The 19,979-nt window shown below is 60.8% G+C and carries 15 protein-coding genes; 8 read left to right on the forward strand and 7 right to left on the reverse strand.

All coding sequences use genetic code 11. The features are described from left to right. Positions 1-34 precede the first annotated feature (34 nt). From OIS50_RS02075 to OIS50_RS02085, 3 genes are all read left to right on the forward strand, one after another. The gene (locus OIS50_RS02075; protein WP_264692671.1) at positions 35-520 is read left to right on the forward strand and encodes a phasin family protein; all 486 of its coding nucleotides are present in this window, start codon (positions 35-37) and stop codon (positions 518-520) included. 103 nt (positions 521-623) lie between these two features. Next, entirely contained in the window at positions 624-2,309 is a 1,686-nt protein-coding gene (locus OIS50_RS02080) for an ABC1 kinase family protein (RefSeq protein WP_264692672.1), read from the forward strand. 564 nt (positions 2,310-2,873) lie between these two features. Further along, the gene (locus OIS50_RS02085) at positions 2,874-5,057 is read left to right on the forward strand and encodes a hypothetical protein (protein ID WP_264692673.1); all 2,184 of its coding nucleotides are present in this window, start codon (positions 2,874-2,876) and stop codon (positions 5,055-5,057) included. 38 nt (positions 5,058-5,095) lie between these two features. Here OIS50_RS02085 and OIS50_RS02090 read toward each other — a convergent pair whose 3' ends face one another. From OIS50_RS02090 to OIS50_RS02100, 3 genes are all read right to left on the reverse strand, one after another. Beyond that, entirely contained in the window at positions 5,096-6,205 is a 1,110-nt protein-coding gene (locus tag OIS50_RS02090; RefSeq protein ID WP_264692674.1) for a hypothetical protein, read from the reverse strand. Positions 6,206-6,440: 235 nt separating this feature from the next. Then, positions 6,441-7,655: a hypothetical protein gene (locus OIS50_RS02095; protein WP_264692675.1), complete on the reverse strand. Its 1,215-nt coding sequence runs from the start codon at positions 7,653-7,655 to the stop codon at positions 6,441-6,443. Positions 7,656-7,834: 179 nt separating this feature from the next. Beyond that, a complete protein-coding gene (locus OIS50_RS02100; protein WP_264692676.1) occupies positions 7,835-9,583 on the reverse strand; it encodes a phospho-sugar mutase in 1,749 nt (582 codons plus the stop codon). 204 nt (positions 9,584-9,787) lie between these two features. On the opposite strand from OIS50_RS02100, the gene OIS50_RS02105 reads away from it, so the two are divergent. Then, the gene (locus OIS50_RS02105) at positions 9,788-9,964 is read left to right on the forward strand and encodes a hypothetical protein (protein ID WP_264692677.1); all 177 of its coding nucleotides are present in this window, start codon (positions 9,788-9,790) and stop codon (positions 9,962-9,964) included. A gap of 90 nt (positions 9,965-10,054) precedes the next feature. On the opposite strand, the gene OIS50_RS02110 is transcribed toward OIS50_RS02105, so the two are convergent. After that, a complete protein-coding gene (locus OIS50_RS02110) occupies positions 10,055-11,038 on the reverse strand; it encodes a LamG-like jellyroll fold domain-containing protein (RefSeq protein ID WP_264692678.1) in 984 nt (327 codons plus the stop codon). A 463-nt stretch (positions 11,039-11,501) separates the two neighbouring features. Beyond that, positions 11,502-12,635 carry a 4-hydroxyphenylpyruvate dioxygenase gene (hppD, locus tag OIS50_RS02115; RefSeq protein WP_264692679.1) on the reverse strand — a complete coding sequence of 378 codons (1,134 nt, stop codon included), beginning with the start codon at positions 12,633-12,635 and terminating at the stop codon, positions 11,502-11,504. Between the two features lie 156 nt (positions 12,636-12,791). Here hppD and OIS50_RS02120 point away from each other — a divergent pair, with 156 nt between their 5' ends. The 3 genes from OIS50_RS02120 to OIS50_RS02130 all read left to right on the forward strand — a co-directional run bounded on the left by OIS50_RS02120 (position 12,792) and on the right by OIS50_RS02130 (position 16,402). Further along, positions 12,792-13,169: a hypothetical protein gene (locus OIS50_RS02120; protein ID WP_059069877.1), complete on the forward strand. Its 378-nt coding sequence runs from the start codon at positions 12,792-12,794 to the stop codon at positions 13,167-13,169. A gap of 169 nt (positions 13,170-13,338) precedes the next feature. After that, positions 13,339-13,689 (forward strand): DUF952 domain-containing protein, encoded by a 351-nt coding sequence (locus OIS50_RS02125; protein ID WP_264692680.1) that lies wholly within the window; start codon positions 13,339-13,341, stop codon positions 13,687-13,689. Between the two features lie 268 nt (positions 13,690-13,957). Then, complete coding sequence (locus OIS50_RS02130) at positions 13,958-16,402, forward strand: reprolysin-like metallopeptidase (RefSeq protein WP_264692681.1); 2,445 nt, start codon at positions 13,958-13,960, stop codon at positions 16,400-16,402. 152 nt (positions 16,403-16,554) lie between these two features. On the opposite strand, the gene OIS50_RS02135 is transcribed toward OIS50_RS02130, so the two are convergent. Beyond that, a complete protein-coding gene (locus tag OIS50_RS02135) occupies positions 16,555-17,124 on the reverse strand; it encodes a DUF2911 domain-containing protein (protein ID WP_264692682.1) in 570 nt (189 codons plus the stop codon). A gap of 124 nt (positions 17,125-17,248) precedes the next feature. Between OIS50_RS02135 and OIS50_RS02140 the strand changes: the two genes are divergently transcribed. Then, complete coding sequence (locus OIS50_RS02140; protein WP_264692683.1) at positions 17,249-18,097, forward strand: hypothetical protein; 849 nt, start codon at positions 17,249-17,251, stop codon at positions 18,095-18,097. Here the strand turns inward: OIS50_RS02140 and OIS50_RS02145 are convergent. Beyond that, entirely contained in the window at positions 18,054-19,946 is a 1,893-nt protein-coding gene (locus OIS50_RS02145) for an ABC-F family ATP-binding cassette domain-containing protein (protein ID WP_264692684.1), read from the reverse strand. The two genes, OIS50_RS02140 and OIS50_RS02145, sit on opposite strands and share 44 nt — an antisense overlap. Positions 19,947-19,979: the final 33 nt, after the last annotated feature.

The raw sequence follows: 19,979 nt of genomic DNA on the forward strand, positions 1-19,979 counted from the left end.
CCGGTTTTAGTTAACCTCAACCATTTCTCAAGTCATGGAAGACCTGTTTAAGAAGTTCATCTACGCTGGCGTTGGGTTTGTTTCGCGCACCAACGACCGGGTGCAGGACACGATCAACCAACTGGTGCAGGAAAACAAACTCTCGCAGAAAGAGGGGCAGAAAATCCTGAACGAGCTGCAAAAGAACACCGACACCAAGCGCAAGGAGTTCGAAACCCAGATCAACAGCATTGCCAAGCGCGTGATGAAGGGCATGGGCGTAGCCTCGAACTCGGATGTGGAAGAGCTGAAGAAAGCCGTAAAAGGCAACGGTAGCAAAGCCGGGGGCGCCGCTACCAAAGCTTCGGGCACCGCCACGGCCAGCAAAACCAAGAGCACCACTGCCAAAAAGGCCGATAGCGCCACGGCTGCGGCTCCGGCTAAAAAAGCCGCAACGGGCGGTAGCAAAAGCAGCTCGGCTAAAAAATCGGGCGCCTCGGCCGCTACGGGCAGTACCGCTGCTGCTTCCGACAACGCTTAACGTCCGGAACGTATTTGCACAGCCCCGCCGGCCCTAGGTCGGCGGGGCTTTCTTTTAGGCAAGGGGCCTGCGCCGCGCCCGATTTTTTCCGATTTTGGCCGCAATGTTCAAAAACACGATAACCAACCTCGGTCGCATTCGCCAAGTGGTGGAGGTGCTGCTGCGCTATGGCTTTGAGGACGCCGTAACCACCACGGCCTTGCGGCGGCTGGTGCCCGAGCGGCAGCGCCGCAGCTGGCACCACGGCTCGCAGTCGGTGTTCGAGATGTCGCGTTGGGAGCGGGTGCGCATGGTTATCGAGGAGTTGGGCCCCACGTTTATCAAGCTGGCGCAGGTGCTCAGCAACCGCGCCGATTTGCTGCCCCAGCCCTTGGTTGATGAGTTTGCCAAGCTGCAGAGCAGCGTGCCGCCCTTTGATAGCGCCGTGGCCCGCCAGATTGTGGCGCAGGAGCTGGGCCGTCCCATCGAGGAAGTGTTCAGCGAGTTCGACGACGTGCCCCTGGGTTCGGCCTCTATTGGGCAGGTGCACCGCGCCCGCCTGCTCGATGGGCAGGAAGTGGTGGTGAAGGTGCAGCGCCCCGATGCCCGCGACAAAATCACGACGGACCTGAGTTTGCTGCGCGAGCTGGTTCGCCTGACGGGCGGCTACCTGCGCCGCCAAGGCATCAGCAACCCGCAGGACATTGTGGAGGCCTTTGAGCGCAGCATGATGCAGGAGCTCGACTACACCTCCGAAGCGCGGGCCATGGAGCAGTTTCGCAAGCTCTACGCCGAGTACCACACGTTTTACGTGCCCGAGCCGCACCGCGCGCTAAGCACGGCCCGCGTGCTGGTGATTGAGTTTATCAGCGGCTGCAAAATTACCGACAAAGAGCAGCTGCTGCGCTGGAACCTTGACCCCGCCACGGTGGCCGAAACCGGCATGGACATCTACCTGACGCAGATTTTCGAGTTCGGGATATTCCACGCCGATCCGCACCCCGGCAACGTGCTGGTGCGCCCCGATGGCAGCATCGTGCTCATCGACTTTGGCATGGTGGGCCGCCTTACCAAGCAGCAGAAGTACGCGTTTGCGGGCGTGTTCATCAGCATGGGCCAGCAAGATGCCCGCGGCATGGCGCTCAACTTCCGGCGCCTGGCCCTCACCTCCGATATCCGCGACATGCGCACCTTCGAGGCCGAGCTGCAGCAGCTCATCGACGACTTCACGGGCCTCGATGTGAAGGAGATGAGCATGAGCGCCCTGGCCGAGCGCCTGCAAGGCGTTATTTATCGCTACAAGCTGCAGGTGCCCGGTTCGGTGTTCCTGATTCTGCGGGCGTTGGTAATCTTGGAAGGCATTGGCAAGGTGCTGCACCCGGCCTTCAACACCTTCGAGTTTGTGCGCCCCTACGGCCGCCGGCTGATTATGGAGCAGTACTCCATGAGCAACATCGGCGCCGAGCTGCAGTACACCGGCCAGCAGCTGCTGGCTCTCATGTACACGCTGCCCACCGATTTGCGCCAGATTGTGCGCAAGCTCTCCAAAGGCGATTTGCGGGTGCAGGCGCAGCTTTCGGGCTACGCACCACTGCTTAGCACGGCCGAAAAGCTGGTATCGCGCACCATTATTACGCTGCTGGCGGTGGCGTTTCTGCTGTTTTCGGGTTTGTCGTTGCTGGGCAATTACCCGGCCGGCCAAATGCCCTATTACCGCGGCTTACCGGCCGTTACGTGGTGGGGCCTGGGCGGCACGGCCTTCTGGCTGCTGGTGCTGTTTATTCTGACCATCCGCAAGGAAGAGCAGTAGCCGCTCCCCGCCGCTGTCATTGCGAGGAGGCACGACGAGGCAATCGGTCCTGGGCCGAGTACAACCGTTCAGCTAGCACTAAGCGAAAAAGGTTGCCTGCTGTAGCGCGGACTCTGCAAGTTCGCGTCCACAGATAGTAAAATCAATCGTTGCAGGTAGCGCGGGCTTTAGCCCGCGTTTGCGTGAACGACGGTTTCGCGCGGTTTCGCCCTATTGATTTCGTGCTGGCCAACGCGGGCTGAAGCCCGCGCTACACGCGCTGCATCCCTAGGTCAGACATTACTATCCGGGGACGCGGACTACAACCGCAGGTCGGCGTAGCCAAAGTCCGCGCTACACCGCGCTACATCGTTCTGCCACGCCCTAGGTCGGTTTGGTTTGCTGTTGGGAGAAGAGTTGTGCCCTGCCCGGGACCGATTGCTTCGCTTGGCTCGCAATGACAGCGGGCGCAACGGCGGCTTTTCACTTTTTCAGGAACATTTCATTGCAGCAACGCCGCAAGGCCATGAACTTTGCACCCGTTTAGCCAGGCCGGATGTATCGGCCGCGTTTGGGATCTGCATCGTGCGTTTTTGTTCTGCCTTCCGTTTGCTCGGCGCCCTGCTGGGGCTGTTGTTCTTGAATCCGGCCACCGCCAACGCGCAAAGCTCGCTGCTGCGCGACGTCATCATTCGCACCGATACGGCCACCTACCAGCTTAGCCGCCACACAGCAAATGTGCAGGGCGAGCCGACGCTGTTTTTCTGGTTTCGGCGCGACGACGAAACCGTGGAGCTGCGCCTGTTGCCCGAGGGCAAATTGCCCGGCCAAAAGCCCTTGCGTCTGCGCCACTCTGCCGATTTTCAGCAACTCGATTCGCTTACGCTCGAAGCCGACGGCACCTACCGCACCCGCCTGAAATTTCAGGACCTGACCAGCAGCCAGTTTATCCGGTTGGTGGTGGAGCAACCCGCCGACGCCCCGGGCCAGGAGGCCTGGCGCGACGTGGTGCCGCTGCTGCCCGTGGCCCGCACCTCGGTTTCCATCCGCCGCACCGACGACGAACTGTACGTGGGCGAGGAGAAGGTATTTGAGCTGAACAGCTCGAACCCGCGCAACGTGCGCGCCACCGGCGAGTGGGTGCGCGGCGAGGATTTCGACTACCGCGTGGTGCGCGAGCAAAACGGCACTTTGCGCCTGCATGTGCTGCCCAACCAGCTGGGCCGCAAAGCCCTAGGTGTGCGCCTGCAAACCGAGCGCCCGCAGTTGCTCAGCGGCGGCAAGCTCAGCTACCAGCTGCCGCTGCTGCGCCAGGAGTTTACCGTGAAAGCCTCGCGCCTGCGGTTTTTGTCGCCCGATAAGCGCAGCATCACGCTCGATGATGTAAGCCGGCGCCGCGGCGTGGAGCTGATACTGGACAACGGCCGCGCGTTTGAGCTGCGCCGTACCTACCGCCTCGAAGACCAGGAGGAGCCCGGTGGCGCGCTCATTGCCGAGCTCTATACGCGCCAGTACCTCAGCAACGACCGCGTGCTGTGCTACCTGCGCCCCTTCAACACGCACCGCCAAACCGAGGGCTACCTCTACATCAAGCAAAACGACCAGGCGCAGTACGTCACCAACCTCGACATTACCCCCAAAACCACCATTACCAGCGTGCAGGTGCTGCACCGCGGCGGCGACTGGACGTCGTCGCTCAATGTAAGCCCCGGCGAAACCGTGGACGTGCGCCTGGAAGGGGAGGGGCTGCAGAAAGCACGCTTTCATTTGGAGGATTTGCAGGTAATTCCGTCCGATTCGTCGGTGCGGACGGAGGCGCGGGTGGTGCTGCGGGTGCAGGTGCCCGTAACGTTCGACAAGCGCAAGAGCATGATCCTGAACGCCGGGCAACCCACCGGCTTTGCGCTTACGGTGCGCGAGTTTCAGCGCCCGCACCCGCTCGATTTCGTGTCGGTGAGCTACGGCGAGTCGTCGCGGCCGATTACGCGCCTCAACGGCCCGGTGCTCTACGAGCACACCATCCGCGACGTGGTGTTCAACTTCAACACCAACGCCATCGATACCGACAAGTCGCTCTACGGCAAGCAGTTCCTGTCGTTCGAGATTCGTACGCTCAACAGCAAAGGCGAGCTGATCGAAATCCGCAACGTCGAGAACGTCGTCATCTGCCCCGGCGACAACTCGCCCCGCGCCGCCTTTTACCAGGACAAGCAGTGCCGCACCGATCCGCTGAGCCTCAACAGCCTGCTGGGCCGCAAAACCTACGACCTCGACGAATGGAGCCGCATTGTGGTGGTGGTGCGACATCAAGCTTCGCAGTACAGCGAGCCGCCCTCCACCCAAACCGTGGAGCTGGTGCTGAAGCGTAATTTCAAATTTGATATCGATATCAGTTTCCCGGCTGGTTTGCTGACGCGTAAGCTGGGCCAACCCGATGCCAACTACACTTCCTTCGGGGGTATTTCGCTGGCCACCTTGGCGCAGTTCAGCTTCTACAACCCCGAGAAAATCAACCGCCTCCGGCCCTACAAAATCGGTGCGGGCTTCGTGGCGCTCAACGCGTTCAACCTCAGTAGCTCCAGTGATGTCAACCGCGACCTAGGCATCGTAATCCTGGGCTCGGTATACCCTACGCGCCGCGACGCCAAACTCACCTTCCCGCTGTACCTGGGCGGCGGCTACCTGCTCAACGGCAAAGTGCCAACCGACCAAGGCAAAGCTTATCACTGGTTTGTGCTGTTTGGGCCAGGTATTGGGGTGCGGTTGTAAAAAGCCGAGCGGGGTGCTCGGTTAACAAGCCTCGCTGCTTAACGCAACCAATGGTAGCCTACCTGAACTCCAGCAAAGCTCAGCCCCGTCAGCAACAGATTGCGGTACCACCCCTGCAGGCGCAACTCCCGTTGGGCACCTAGGGGCAGGTGCACGCCGGCGGTCAGGTCGAGGTGCGCGGCAACGCCACGCCCGCCATGGTAACTTTCGGCCACCCGAAACGGCCCCGCGCTGCCCGCCGGGCGCTGCTGCACCTCGTTGAACTGATGAGCCATAAACGAAAGGCCCATGCCCGCTCCTGCGTGCAGGCCTACTCGCTGGGGCTGCCCCCAGCGCTTACCTAGGGCAGTGGTAGCCGCTGCCATGCCTGCCCGGCTGTACTCGCGCTGCTCCACGGGGGCGTTGAAGTTGTTGGTTGTCCTGGTCACGCCGGAATAAGCACTCAGGTAGCTGTAATCAAGCTGCAGGCTGGCGTACAATCCGCTGGCCCGCAGGCCCGTCCACTCAAAGCCAACCTGCGGCAGCAAATTGGTCTGGCCTTTGTTGCCCAACAAGCCGAATAACCCGGTCGCTCGCACGGCAAAGCCCTCCTGCCAAGCAGATGAAACCGAAGGCTGGCGCAGGCGCCACTCCCGATCAACGCAGGTGTTGTACTCCGTTAGTACCCGTCGCACATTTTCGGGCGAGTAGGGTAGTTCCAGCACACGGGCATCGGTTTGCTTTAAGGTAGCGCAACCCGTTAGGTAGCGGTTGAACAACACATGCCAATTACTCGGGCTGAGTTCGTAAAGCGTATCGTTAGCGGCGGGACGCAGTAGCATACCGCTCTGCGAGGCATCCATGTATAGGCTGGCGGGGCCGATTAGCTGCGGCAACACAAACCACACCGAATCGGCGCCGGAGGCCAAGCGCACCACCGAGCTGTGAATAGGCGCGTTGGCCCCAACGGCGTAGGCCTTAACCTGGCTCGGGCCGACCCGCTGGGGCGTTGCTGCATTTGCTTGGCGCAGGTACACCTGGCCGCGGCGCTCGGTAATGGTTCCGCGTACGGTGTCGCCGCTCAGCTTAAGTACGTAGCCCGGCAGGCCTTGGGCCAAAGCTGCAATTGGTAATAGTACAAGGGAAATCAGCGTGTAAAGTCGAATCATGCATTCGGTTGTAAAGCGGTGCATTCAAGCAAAAAGTAAGTCTCCCACCAAGCCTGGGCTTGGTGGAGTAGATGATGACCGAGCATACGGCAGCCACACTCCCTAAATGATGCACTAGGTATGGCGGTTGGGGTGCTGCTTATGTATGCAGCGGGCAATTGCCGCAGTAGTGCAAATGGTGGTACCTGATGCGGCGGCGCTGCGTGGCTGGTTTGCAATGGTTGCACCTGCCGCCTTACCGCGGCTTGCTGCTAATATCCATTCCCAGTTCAGCGGATACGAAACTGCTTCGAAGAACCGGATTAGAGAATAAGCCATACTGGCCATATTGTACGCTCAGTTGCAGCTCACGCGCGGCTGATAGAGGTACACTCAGGCCGCCGCCTAGGCTGGCTTGTGCGCCAAAATTGCCGTAGAGTTTTTCCTTGACGCCAAAATCGGTTAGCGTGTTGGAGTAGTCGTAACGGCTCTGGTACTTACCGGTTAGTGCAAAGGACGGAGCTGCCTGAAAATGCACAAAAGGCCGGGTACGCCCCGGTACGCCAAAGTAGCGTCCGGTGCTGAGTCTGAATAAAAAGCTGCTGACGTGGTAGGTTTCCGAATAGGACAAACTGAACATTGTGCTGCCGGTAAACGCCTGATAGGGCTTAAGGCCGCCGCGAAACTGTTGGGCTGCTACCCCCAATCCCAACCAAAACCCATCGGGGCGTAGCAAACGCATATCAACGCCTAATGCCCAGCCTGGGCGGCGTTCTTTTGGCGACTTAGTGCCCTCGTAAGCACCGTTGTATGTGTAGTTCGCCACTACCATTGTGCCGGCCCAAATATGCAAGCCAGACCGAACAAAGGAGGTCTTTTGCTTCTGAGGTCGCCAACCAGGTTGGCGGCACCGGTTGTACTGCTCCACCAAATCGGTAATAAATTTGGGGGTATACCGGTGGCCGATTACCCGCAAATCGGTCAGGTTTGGCTGTGCGCAGCCTGATAAGAAACGCACAAACAGCAGGTTCCAATTACGAGACGTGAGCTCATACAGGGTATCCTGCGCCGGCGGAGCCAGCCAAAGCGTGGCGCTATCAAACGAGGTCCTGTAAATGCTGGCGTGCCCCACCAGCACGGGTTGCGCAAACCGTAGCGAGTCTTGGCCGGTGCGCAAACGAGCAGGGCGGCTCACGAATGTTGTATGTTCGCCTACGCCATAAGCTTTGGCCAGCGAAGGAGTAAAATACTGCGGCTGAGCCTCTGGCCGCACCCAATACGCTATGCGCTGGTGGCTGATTTCAGCAACCAGGCCCCGCAGGGTGTCGCCATTGGCCTTTACGATGTAGCCGGGCAGCCCCTGGGCATCCGCACTTGAGCGTGCGAGTAGCCAGAACGTGGCAAGCATCAGCAACCATAAAAACAAAGCATTGCCTTGGCGGGCATCCATAGAGGAGTAAGGTTTGATCATAGATTAACTAGTGTATTGCTGCAGTCAAAAGCCAATGTTGCACGTTGCTCAATCACGATGAATAGCAAAGCGTAAGGTGTTTTCTGCTTCGGCCCGTGAAGGTACCTAGCAAGTATTAGTAATGAAAAAGCCCAACCGTTACGGTAAGGCTTTTTCTTATTTAGGCAAGTCGGCTGGGGTTACTGCAGCTGCATCTCCCGAATAATCTGCTGAATGCGGCCATCCAGCTGCTGCTGGGCTTGCTCGAAATCGGCGCCGTTGCCGAAGGGCTGCTTCAGGCTGAAGTAGAACTTGATTTTGGGCTCGGTGCCCGAGGGGCGGGCCGATACCTTGGAGCCGTCTTCGGTGAGGAACTGCAGCACGTTGCTGCGCTCCAACTCCAGGGGGCGCTCCTGGCCGGTGCGCAGGTCGCGGGCCACTTGCTGCTGGTAGTCGAGGAGCTGCACCACGGGCGAGCCACCTAGGGAAGCGGGCGGGTTCTGGCGGAGCTGGGCCATCATTTCCTGAATTTCCTCGGCGCCGCGCTGGCCTTTTTTGGTCAGCGAAATCAAGTCTTCTTTGTAGAGGCCGTAGGTGCGGTACATCTGCACCATTTCCTCGTACAGCGTGCGGCCCTGGTCTTTGGCCACGGCGGCCATTTCGGCAATTAGGCAGCAGGCCGAAACGGCGTCTTTGTCGCGCACGAACGAGCCGATCATGAAGCCGTAGCTTTCCTCGCCGCCGCCAATGTAGTAGTGGCCTTCGTTGCGGGCCTCCAGGTCGCGGATGATGCCGGCAATGTACTTGAAGCCGGTAAGGGTTTGGTAAGAGCGGATGCCGTAGTGCCGGGCCACGTCGCCGAGCACGTCGCTCGTCACGATGGTGTACACGATGTAATCCTTCTCCTTATCGAGCTGGCCGGCTTGCTGGCGGGCCGATACAAGGTAGTGCGTGAGCAGCGCGGCGGTTTGGTTGCCGTTCACGAGCACCCACTCGCCATGGGTGTTCTTCACGCCAATGCCTACGCGGTCGGCGTCGGGGTCGGTGGCAATTACAATGTCGGCATCGAGCTGCTTGGCCTGGTCGAGGGCCATCTGCATGGCTACTTTCTCCTCGGGGTTCGGCGACTTCACCGTCGGGAAGTTGCCATCGGGCGTGGCCTGTTCCTGCACGATGTGGATGTTGTCGAAGCCGAAGCGCTGCAAGGCCTTGGGCACCATGGTAATGCCCGTGCCGTGCAGCGGCGTGTACACGATTTTGAGGTCGTGCTGGCGCTTAATGGCATCGGGGTTGATGCTCAGCTTGGCAACTTCGCCTAGGTAAGCATTGTCAAGGTCTTCGCCGATGATGTGGATGCGCGACGGATCGGCCTGGAACTTCACCGCATCGACCGATTGAATGGCGTTTACCTCGCGGATGATGTTTTTGTCGTGCGGCGCTACTACCTGGGCGCCGTCCTGCCAGTACACCTTGTAGCCGTTGTACTCCTTGGGGTTGTGCGAGGCCGTAACCACGCAGCCGCTGTGGCAGCCTAGGTGCCGAATGGCAAACGACAGCTCGGGGGTGGGGCGCAGCGCTTCGAACAGGTACACCGTGATGCCGTTGGCCGAGAAAATGCCGGCTGCGGTTTCGGCGAAGGTGCGCGAGTTCAGGCGCGAGTCGTGGGCAATAGCTACTTTGATTTCCTCGCCGGGGAACTGCTGCAACAGGTAGTTGCACAGGCCCTGCGTAGCCATGCCCAGGGTGTAGCGGTTCATGCGGTTCGAGCCCACGCCCATAATGCCGCGCAAGCCGCCGGTGCCGAATTCCAGGTCGCGGTAAAAGGCGTCGTTTAGGGCTTCTTCGTCGCCGCTTTCTTGCAGGCGGCGGATTTCGGCCTTGGTTTCGTCGTCGTAGTTGCCGCTAAGCCAGGTGCTGATTTTTTGCTGGATGTCGGAAGAAAGAGGCATAGAATGCGAAAGTTCGGGTGGCGTTTGTACGTCAAAGAAAACGGAAGTTTGGATACAGAGCAGCCGGGGCAAGGTAAAGCTCACATTATCATGCGATTGAACTGCAGCTGGTTTTTCGCGGACTTGCCGGTACAAAAGCCAGTGCTTTGTGGCAAGCTGGCTTGGTTGCTCCACCGCTGTTCCGTCCTCATTTCCTTACCCGCTATGAAAACCGCTCACCGCCTCGTCAGCCTGCTCCTGTTTATGCTGCTGGCCTTGCTTGTAGCCCTGCCCTTTGCCGTTGCATTTGCGCAGGCCCCCGCCAAGGCTGGCAAGCCAGTTGCCCACGCTTCGGCCGCGCAGCTGTGGGCCCGCACCACCGGCCTGCACGGCAATCGGTAGAGCCCCTAGGTGGGCCTGGGGCCAGCAACACCGAGGGCGCCGGAGCAGGTTGCTCCGGCGCCCTCGGGGCATAAGCAAGGGTAGCGCAACCTAGGGCTGCACCAACATGGTGCGCGAAACGGTTTGCCCTTCGGTGGTGAGCTGGTAGCGGTACATGCCGCTGCGCAACGAGCCCCGGAACGGCACCGTGTGCGTGCCGGCAGCCCGCTTCTCGTCGAGGAGGGTGGCCACTACGCGCCCGGTTACGTCGAGCACCGTCAGGCGTACGGGGGCGGCGTGCTGCAGCGTAAAGGTAATGTTGGTTTCGTGGCGGAAGGGGTTGGGGTAGCTGGGTTGCAGCATGGCCTCGGCCAACTCGGCGTTTTTGCGCGAGCTGGTAATCACCGACGTAACGGCTACTGGGTCGCTGTCGTCGGCGGTGGCGCTGGTACCTAGGGTGCCGGCCGGGCCGCCCGGCACTTGGTTGGCCACGGTTTGGCCCGTCACGTTTTCAAACTTGTAATACGCCAGCAACGAGGCCGGCGGGTTGGCCACGCCGCTTTGCATGTCGGTCATGATTTGGCCGCTGCGGTCGTCCTTCCACACCATCACCTCGTCGATATAGCCCTGCCAGCCCGTATCGCCGGAGTTGTGGCCGATGCCCAGGTTGTTGACGGTGGGCAGCGTCCAGGGGGCTTTGGTGGAGGTGGCTACCTGGGTGCCGTTCACGAACAGGGCGCCGTTGGTGCCGTCCCAGGTGTAGGCCACGTGCGTCCAGGCGCGCATCGGCACGCGCCCACCCGAAGCCACGTTGTATAACTCGAGCTGGCCCTGGCTGTTCACGCCAAACCAGGGCGTGTCGTCGCCGAACTCCATAATCGTGTAGCGGCCGGTGCCGCTCGTGTACGAAGTGCCGTTGAAGTAAACCCACGCTTCCATGGTTACCGCGCCGTTGGGCGCTTGCAAAGGCACCGTTACTTTCGAGGATTTGCTGCTGGTGAAGCTCAGGCAATGGCCGCCTTGCTGAGCGTGTGCGCCGAAGCTGAGGCCGCTACCCAGTGCGAGGGTAAAGGCAGTGCGAAGAAGTGTTTTCATAGGGGTGGAGAGCTGTATTAAGAAATGGTTAATCTTACTCAACTCCTCAGTATAAAGTTTAACTCCACCTTATGATAATCTAAAGCTGGGTTGCACAATAACCGGTTGGCAGCACCAAAACCACCCACTATTTTCTCAGAAGTACTATTCGGCTTGAAAAAAGATAAGCGCTAAAACGCCACAGGCTTAAGCCTGCGCTGGCTGCGCCACTGGGGCCGGTGGACCCAACCTGGCACAAGTACACACCGGCCTACCAGCCGGGGGCCGCGGCTACTCGAAAACGGGCCGCATTCGCCGCCGGACTGAGGGCAGGCAGGTTACAACCGCTAAAAAGCACCGCCCTAGCGGCTCAGGCGGCTGCTCGTCAACAGAATACGGGTGCGGTGGGGTACCTGCCGGGCACAAAAAAGCCCCGGCCACCTAGGTGGCCGGGGCTCCGATGAGCACCCGGAGGGCTGCCGCCTTACAGGTTGCCGCGCAGGGCCTGCTCGCGCTCAATGGCCTCGAACAAAGCCTTGAAGTTGCCTTTGCCGAACGACTTAGCGCCTTTGCGCTGAATGATTTCGTAGAACACGGTGGGGCGGTCTTCCACCGGTTTCGTAAAGATCTGGAGCAGGTAGCCTTCGTCGTCGCGGTCCACAAGCAGGTTCAGCTCTTTAATCGACTGCAGGTCTTCGTCGATTTGGCCTACGCGCTGCAGCAGGTCGTCGTAGTACGTATCGGGCACCGACAGGAACTCCACGCCGCGGCGGCGCAGCTCGGTTACGGTCGTGCGGATGTCGTGCGTAATCAGGGCCATGTGCTGCACGCCGGCATCGTGGTAAAAATCGAGGTACTCCTCGATCTGCGACTTTTTCTTGCCTTCGGCCGGCTCGTTGATGGGGAATTTCACGAAGCCGTTGCCGTTCGACACCACCTTCGACATCAGGGCCGAGTATTCCGTTGAGATGTCGTCGTCGTCGAAGGTGATGAGCAGTTTAAAGCCCATCACGTCTTCGTAAAACTTCACCCACTGGTTCATCTGGCCCCAGCCCACGTTGCCCACGCAGTGGTCCACGTACTGCAGGCCCACCGGGTTGCCCTGCGGAACGTTGCTTTTGCGCGCTACAAAGCCCGGCAGAAACACGCCGTTGTACTTGGAGCGCTCCACAAAAGTGTGAATGGTTTCGCCGTAGGTGTAAATGCCTGCCAGCGTCACCTCGCCGTTGGCGTCGGAAATGGTGTAAGGCTCGAAAGCCGGCTTGGCGCCGCGCTTGGTGGTTTCCTCGAAGGATTTGCGGGCATCATCCACCCACAGGGCCATTACCTTCACACCGTCGCCGTGCTTGGCTACGTGGCGCGTAATATCGGAGTCGGGCAGCAGCGAGGTGGTAAGCACCAGCCGGATTTTGTTTTGCTGCAGCACGTACGAAGCCCGGTCGCGCACACCCGTTTCGGGCCCGGCGTAGGCTACCAGCTCAAACCCGAACGCCGCCTGGTAGAAGTAGGCCGACTGCTTGGCGTTGCCAACGTAAAACTCAATGTAATCGGTGCCGTTTAGAGGTAAGAAATCAGCGGTAGCGGGAGTGGCCGCGGCGGCCGGAGTCATCGTTTCCATACGCAGGAGCGGGGTTCGGGTGGTTTATCGGGTGTCGGGAATACTTCCGTAAAAATACTGTTTCGGGGTAATTTGTGCCCGACGCCGCTGTTTTCTTGAATCTTTCACAAATTTGCCAATGCAGCCGCGCGCCCGCGCCGCCGTCATTTTTCGCCTATGGATACTAACGCCCTGAATAAAGCCCTTGCGGCTCTGCTGAAGAAAAAGCACGAATTGCACCAACTCGCCTACAGCGACGCCCGCTACGACGATGTTGAAGAGGAACTGCACGACCTCGAAGACGACTTCAACGAGGAGTACGGCGAGTTCCTGGAAGCCGCCCTGGAGAAAGTACACGGCGAGCTGGGCTCTGATACCGACGTGCTGCTGCCCACCGCCTACCTGCCCAACGGCCCCGAGCCCACCGCCGAAGACGGCGTCTGGATCGACTCGGAGAAGTACCCCGGCAAGGTGCGCCTGGTGCTGCTGCCCAGCCCCACGCGCCTGGTGCTCAACACCAGCAAAGGCCAGCAGCACGAGCTCTGGAAAGCTTAGGTCAATTAAAAATTGAGAATTAAAAACAAAAAACGGGGCTGACGGCGCTGGCTGTCCGCCCCGTTTTTGCGTTCCGGGTACCGCCTACTGCGTTCGGAGCTGGTTGGCCTCGGCGCCGCGAACAGCTGGGCAATTCATAATTATTAATTCCTAATTCAGAATTAAAGAAATGCTTTACCGCGTAGCCGAGCTATCCGATTGGGAGCAGGCCCAGCAAACGGGTTATTTCGCCAGCGCCGATTTGCAGGCCGAGGGTTTCATCCATACCTCCGAGCTGCACCAGCTCCTCGAAACCGCCAACCGCTACTACCTGGGCCGCGCCGATGTGGTGCTGCTCGAGCTCGACGAAGCGACCCTAGGTGCCGCGGGCGTGTTAGTGAAAAGGGAGTGGGCCGAGAGCCGCGGGCAGTACTTCGCGCACGTGTTCGGGCCGATTCCGTTGCGGGCCATTGTGCGGGCCATTGATATGCAGCCCGACCCCGAAGGCCGGTTTCGAATGCCTGCTCAGCTTGAGGGGTGATTTCGTGGTAGCCAACTGAGGTACCTAGGGCCGAAGATATGCCAGCTGCCTCCCGACGGTGGCAACTCGGCTATGTTGTAGAAAACGCAGAGGTAACCCTGTTGAAACCAAGTATTTTAGGTTGTAATTTAACTATTCTGATATTATCCAAGGTTATACAACGATTGGTCGGGGGCAGATAAAAGCTGTGGCGTAATCTTGCCGCTGTGCAGCTTCGCTTGGCCGGTAGCGTGCCCGGCAGAGCCGCACACTGCTCTACCTCACGACTATGATACACAACTTACTGAAGGCAAGCGTTATATCTGGCGTTTTGCTTGGGTTGCCAGGCATCGGCTACGGGCAAATCACCGGCGCGCTTTGGCAAAAGGTACCCGCTCCCGATGCGCTTCGGGCTGCAACCCCGGGCGGCCACTGGTACGCGCTCGATGCAGCCCAACTTCGCTCGCGCTTAGCACAGGCGCCAGCCGAAACAAGGCCGCAGCAGGCCGTACCGCTCGAGCTGCCGTACCCCGATGGCACCCTGCACCGCTTTGCCATTACCCAAGTGCCCGTGATGGAGCCGGCGCTTGCTGCCCGTTACCCGCAGATACAGGCCTACGCCGGCCGCGGCATTGATGAGCCGGCCACTACGGTGCGGCTGGAGTGGCTGCCCACCGGACTGCACGCGCAGGTTACCACTCCCCAAGGCGTGCTGGCCATCGGTACCGAAGCCCAGACGCCTGGCCGCTACCAAAGCCGCCAGCAAACCCCTGCTGAGTTCAGCTGCCAAGCCATTGAGCTGCCCGGCAACGGTGCCCGCCCCGCGGGCGGTGCGCCCCCAACCGCGCCGGCTCCTTACGGAACGCAGCTGCGTACGCTGCGCCTGGCACTGGCCGCCACCGGCGAATACGTGCAAAGCCTGGGCGGCGGCAGCGTTGCCGGTGCCCTGGCCAGCATGGTTACGCTCGTCAATAACATCAATGCGGTGTATGAGCGCGACTTATCGATGCGCTTGCAGCTGGTAGCCGATACGGATAAGCTTATCTACCTCGATGCCAACTCCGACCCCTACGATAACGGCAGTCCATCGGCGCTGATGAACGCCAACGATGCGGTGGTGAATAGCGCCCTAGGTGCTGGCACATACGATATCGGGCACGTGCTGGGCTACCGCTCGGGCGGGTATTCGGGCGTGGCGTACGTGGGCGTAGTGTGCTCCTCTACGCGCCCGGCCGGAGGTTCATCCACGGGCGCGTCGGCCGGGCTGATGGCTACCGTGGTAACGCACGAAATCGGGCATCAGCTGGGCTCTGGCCATACCTTCAACGGCGACAAAGGCAATTGTGGGAGCGGCAACCGCAGCGCCAGCCTGGCTTACGAGCCCGGCGCTGGCAACACCATCATGTCGTACGATTCGCGTTGCGCCCCCGATAACGTAGGCAGCGCCGTGCGGTACTTTCATGCCGGCAGCATCAGCGCCATAATGGGGCGGCTGCGCTGCGGTACCCTCACGGCCAACGGCAACAGCGCGCCCAGCGTAAGCGTGCCGCCCAGCGGCTACGTCATTCCAAAGGGCACCCCGTTTACCTTGGAGGGCAGCGGCTCGGACTCCGACGGTGACGCCCTGGGGTATTCGTGGGAGCAGCTGGACCTAGGCGACCCCAGCGGCCTGGACGGCGCCGCTACCGATGTTTCGGGCCCGCCGCTGTTTCGCAGCTTTGCACCGCAGCCGAGTCCTGCGCGCACTTTCCCAAGCATGGCGGCCGTGCTTTCGGGCAGCTCGTCGCTAGGCGAAATACTGCCGCTGGTGGCGCGTACGCTCAACTTCCGCCTCACTGCCCGCGACAACCGGGGCGGGGTAGCAGCCGCCAATACGGCCCTAACCGTAGCCGATGCCGGGCCATTTAGTGTAACGGCTCCGAACACGGCCCTGACGCTGGCACCGGGTAGCACCTATACCCTCAATTGGAACGTGCTCGGTACCAACCAGGTACCCGTAAACTGCACCAACGTGCAGGTACTGTTTTCGGCCGATGGGGGCAATACTTTCCCTACGGTGCTGCTGGCCAGCACGACCAACGATGGCAGCGCCGAAATACAGCTACCTAGGCTCAACACCACGAAAGGACGCCTGAAAATTCAGGCCGTCAACAACGTCTTTTTCGCCGTCAACAACGCCAACATTACGCTGGCTGGCACGCTACCGGTGGAGCTAACGGCTTTTCGGGCCGAAGCGCGGGGTGGCGTGGCGCACTTGTCGTGGACTACCGCGCTGGAGCGGAACAACCAAGGTTTTGCGGTAGAAGCTGCCTTCGACGGCGTCAGCTTTCGGCGGGTAGGGTGGGTGCCGGGGCGGGGCAATAGCACGGTTGCCACCTCGTACCAGTACGCCGACAACGGCCTGAGCGGCTACGGCGCTACCACCGTGTACTACCGCTTGCGCCAGATCGACCAAGACGGCACCGAAACCGTTTCGCCAGTCCAAATCGTGGTTCTAACTCCCGCTGCTACTCCTGGTTTGCAGCTTTGGCCTAACCCCGTGCATGAGCGCGTAACGGTTTCCGGGCCCGCCCCCGGGCAGCCCCTGTACCTGCTCGATCTTACGGGGCGAGTAGTGCTGCGTACCACGCTACCCGCTTCCGGAACCTTAGAGCTGCGCTTGCCCGCCGGCTTGCCGCAGGGCGTGTACATGGTGCGGAATGGGGCAGCGTCGGGGCGACTTATCGTTCAATAACAAGTGTTTTGCCCGGGGCTGCTGAAATTAGCATTGCCAATAAAAAGCCCTCCAGCGGTAGTGCTGGAGGGCTTTTTATTGGAAAGATCGGAAGGCTGGCAACGCTAAAAGCTGGCTCAAGCGTAATTGGGCCAGAATAGGCGGCCAAACCGTTACTTCACCGCAATGGGCAGCTCCATGGTTTCCCAGCGCAGCACCACGCCGGGGCTGGTAACGGTGTAGGCGAGGCGCTCCATCATGGCGGCTTTGCGCGGCGTTACGGTTACGCGCAGCGCATCCTGGGCCTGGTCGTACTTGTAGGCGCCCCACTGGTTGGCGGTTTTGTTGAAGATAACCGTCCAGGCTTGCTCCGTAGGGATTACGAAGAACGAATACGTGCCGGCGGCCAGCGGCTTGCCCTCCACCGTAACGGGCTTGTCGAAGGTGATGGTGGTGGCCTCGTTGGCGCCGGCCCGCCACACCTGGTTGTAAGGCACCAGCTCGCCCCAGATTTTGCGGCCTTTTACCGCCGGGCTGCTGTACTTGATGGTAACGTTGGCCTTGCCGGCCTTGCCGGTGGCCGTAGCTGCCGGGCTGGGCTTGGCCTGGTCCTGGTTAGTGGCAATGGCATCCATAACCATAGGCCGGCGTGCGGGTTCGTCTTGCGCCACGGCGGGCAGAGTAGCTAGCGTGCCTAGGTTGATAAGTGCCAGCGAGAGCACCAAGTAGGGTTGAACTTTCATAGCTTGTGGGTGAGCTGAAGTGAGCAATTGTACAGAAGCAAAAGCAAGATAGAAGTTGCCTCGGTAGTATAGAATGGCACGAATATTTCTGCGGGTTTTACTGCCATTTTATCCCCGCAAGCCTATGCGTCTTTCTACTCCGCTACTTCTCCTAGGTGCCTGCTTGCAATTGGGCGGTTGTGTGCCGCAGTACCACATTGCCCTGAAGCCCGCCAGCAATGCCACACGCTGGGAAGGCGGTTTAGAAATGGTTTCCGACGAGGCTGATAGCGTGGAAGTGAGCATGGCCGCGGCTTCCACGGCCGGCAACTTTCTCGAGTTCGATGTAACGCTGCGCAACCGCAGCGCGCGCGCCGTGGTGGTGGCGCCCGAACAGTTTTACCTGCTGGCCAGCTTTCCGCCGGCTGCCACGCCCAACGCTGCCGCTGCGGTTGGCCCGGTGCGCGTACCGGCCATCGACCCCGAAGAAACCATCCGGCAGCTGCAGCTAAGCGCGGCTTTCCACGAGAAGAAATCCACGGCCATTCCGGCGGTCGAAATCCTTTCCGGCATCAACGAAATAGCCCAGGACCTAAGCAGCCGCAAGCGCAAAGAAACCGACGCCCAGCGCGACGCCCGCAACGCTGCTTACCACGCCGAAATGAACGGCTATCAGCAAGAGCGCACCGACCACGCCGTGCGCGCCGCCGCCCTCCGCGACGAGCTGCGCGCCACCGAAACCGACCTGCTGCGCAAAACCACCCTCGACGCGGGCTTTGCCGTGCGCGGCCGCGTGCGGTTTTTGCGCACCGCCGATGCCGCCGACCGCCTACGCGTGGTGCTGCCGGTGGGCGGCCGCGCGCTGGCTGCCGAGTTCACGCAGTTCCGCTACCGCCCCAACGGCTACCAGCCCGCCACGGCCCAGGCGGCACCTAGGGCGCTGCCGGCCGTTAGTCAACCAGCTCCGCCAGCTCCAGCCACCGCTCGCCCTTAGCGTCGAGGTCGGCATCGAGCTGCTGCAGGCGGGCGGCCCATTCGGCTAGTTGCTGGTGGCTGCCGCTGCCGCTGTTCATCTGCTCCACGAGTTGCTTTTTCTCGTCTTCGAGCTTGGCAATGGCGGCTTCGAGCTGCTCGTATTCCTTTTTCTCGGCGAAGGTGGCGCGGCGCGCTTTGCTGGCAGCCGGGGCCGCAACCGCCGCGGCGCTGGCCGTGGCTTTGGCGGCTTTGGCCGCAGCCGCCGCAGCTTCGGCGGCCTGCTGATCCTTAAGGAACTGGCGGTAATCAGTATAGTTGCCGGGGAAGAGGCGCACGCGCCCGCCGGGCTCCAGCACCAGCAGCTGCTCCACGAGCCGGTCCATAAAGTACCGGTCGTGCGATACGAGCACCAGGCAGCCGGCGAAGTTCAGCAGGAAGTCTTCCAGGATGTTGAGCGTCACGATGTCGAGGTCGTTCGTGGGCTCGTCGAGGATCAGGAAGTTGGGGTTTTTGATGAGCACACGCAGCAGCTGCAGGCGGCGCTTTTCGCCCCCGCTGAGCTTGTCCACCAAGGTGTACTGCTGGGCCGGCGGAAACAGGAAGTGCTGCAACAGCTGCGAGGCCGTGAGCACCGAGCCGTCGGCCATTTCCACCACCTCGGCCACTTCCTTCACCACGTCAATCACGCGCTGGTCGTCGGTGTACTGCAGCTCTTGCTGGGTGTAGTAGCCGAACACGGTGGTTTGGCCGGCCTCTACTTCGCCGCTGTCGGGCTGCAGGCGCTGCGTAAGAATGTTGAGCAGGGTGGTTTTGCCGGCGCCGTTGGGCCCTACAATGCCCAGGCGCTCCTGCTTCCGAAACACGTGGCTGAAGTCGTTGAGCACGGTTTTCTCGCCGAAGCGCTTCATCAGGTGCTTGGCCTCCAGTACCTTGTTGCCCTGGCGCGTCGATTTCACCGATAGCTCTACCTGCTGCTGCGGGCCGCGGCCCTTGGCTTTCTCCTGCGTTTCATAAAAAGCCTCGATGCGCGCTTTTTGCTTGGTGCCGCGGGCCTGCGGCTGGCGGCGCATCCACTCCAGCTCCTTGCGCAGCAGGTTGCGGGCTTTTTCTACCTCCACAGCTTCCATCAGCTCGCGCTCGGCCTTTTTCTCCACAAAGTAGGCGTAGTTGCCCTGGTAGCGGTGCACCTGGCCGCGGTCGAGCTCCACAATTTCGTTGGCCACGCGGTCGAGGAAGTACCGGTCATGGGTTACCATCAGCAGCGTGAGGGTGGGGGAGGCCAGGCGGTTTTCGAGCCACTCAATGGTGTCGAGGTCGAGGTGGTTGGTGGGCTCGTCGAGAATGATAACCTCCGGCTCCTCAATCAGCAGGCGGGCCAGGGCCACCCGCTTTTGCTGCCCGCCCGAGAGCGAGCCTACGCGCTGCTCCAGGTCGTGAATGCCCAGCTGACCTAGGATTTGGCGCACCTGCGCTTCGTAGTCCCAGGCGTTCAGCACGTCCATGCGCTGCAGGGCGTGCTGCAGCTCGGTGGGGTCGGCCGCATCGCCTTTCAGCATGAGGCGCTCGTAGTCGCGCACGGCCGCCAGGGTGGCGTTTTCGCCCGCGAAAATGCTTTGCTGAACGGTGAGGTTGTTATCGAAGGTGGGTTGCTGGGGCAAAAAGCCCAGGCGTACGCCGTTGCGCACGCCCACCAGGCCGGTATCGGGTGGCTCCAGCCCGGCCAGCACGCGCAGCAGGGTAGTCTTGCCCGAACCATTTACGCCTACCAGCGCCGTGCGCTGGCCTTGTTGCAACCCAAACGACAAGTCGCGGAACAACCAGCGGTCCGCGTAATTCTTCGATATATTCTCAGCCGACAGCAAATTCATGCTGCAAAGGTAGCTGGTAGGGAGTATTGGGTA

This window comes from Hymenobacter sp. YIM 151858-1 (assembly GCF_025979705.1).
In the GTDB taxonomy this organism is placed as follows: Bacteria; Bacteroidota; Bacteroidia; order Cytophagales; family Hymenobacteraceae; genus Solirubrum.

Coding starts and splice junctions, on each gene's coding strand:
- OIS50_RS02110 (WP_264692678.1), bottom strand. CDS start 11,038: ATGAAAACACTTCTTCGCACTGCCTTTACCCTCGCACTGGGTAGCGGC.
- OIS50_RS02100 (WP_264692676.1), bottom strand. CDS start 9,583: ATGCCTCTTTCTTCCGACATCCAGCAAAAAATCAGCACCTGGCTTAGC.
- OIS50_RS02080 (WP_264692672.1), top strand. CDS start 624: ATGTTCAAAAACACGATAACCAACCTCGGTCGCATTCGCCAAGTGGTG.
- OIS50_RS02135 (WP_264692682.1), bottom strand. CDS start 17,124: ATGAAAGTTCAACCCTACTTGGTGCTCTCGCTGGCACTTATCAACCTA.
- OIS50_RS02095 (WP_264692675.1), bottom strand. CDS start 7,655: ATGATCAAACCTTACTCCTCTATGGATGCCCGCCAAGGCAATGCTTTG.
- hppD (WP_264692679.1), bottom strand. CDS start 12,635: ATGGAAACGATGACTCCGGCCGCCGCGGCCACTCCCGCTACCGCTGAT.
- OIS50_RS02125 (WP_264692680.1), top strand. CDS start 13,339: ATGCTTTACCGCGTAGCCGAGCTATCCGATTGGGAGCAGGCCCAGCAA.
- OIS50_RS02130 (WP_264692681.1), top strand. CDS start 13,958: ATGATACACAACTTACTGAAGGCAAGCGTTATATCTGGCGTTTTGCTT.
- OIS50_RS02145 (WP_264692684.1), bottom strand. CDS start 19,946: ATGAATTTGCTGTCGGCTGAGAATATATCGAAGAATTACGCGGACCGC.
- OIS50_RS02140 (WP_264692683.1), top strand. CDS start 17,249: ATGCGTCTTTCTACTCCGCTACTTCTCCTAGGTGCCTGCTTGCAATTG.
- OIS50_RS02105 (WP_264692677.1), top strand. CDS start 9,788: ATGAAAACCGCTCACCGCCTCGTCAGCCTGCTCCTGTTTATGCTGCTG.
- OIS50_RS02075 (WP_264692671.1), top strand. CDS start 35: ATGGAAGACCTGTTTAAGAAGTTCATCTACGCTGGCGTTGGGTTTGTT.
- OIS50_RS02090 (WP_264692674.1), bottom strand. CDS start 6,205: ATGATTCGACTTTACACGCTGATTTCCCTTGTACTATTACCAATTGCA.
- OIS50_RS02120 (WP_059069877.1), top strand. CDS start 12,792: ATGGATACTAACGCCCTGAATAAAGCCCTTGCGGCTCTGCTGAAGAAA.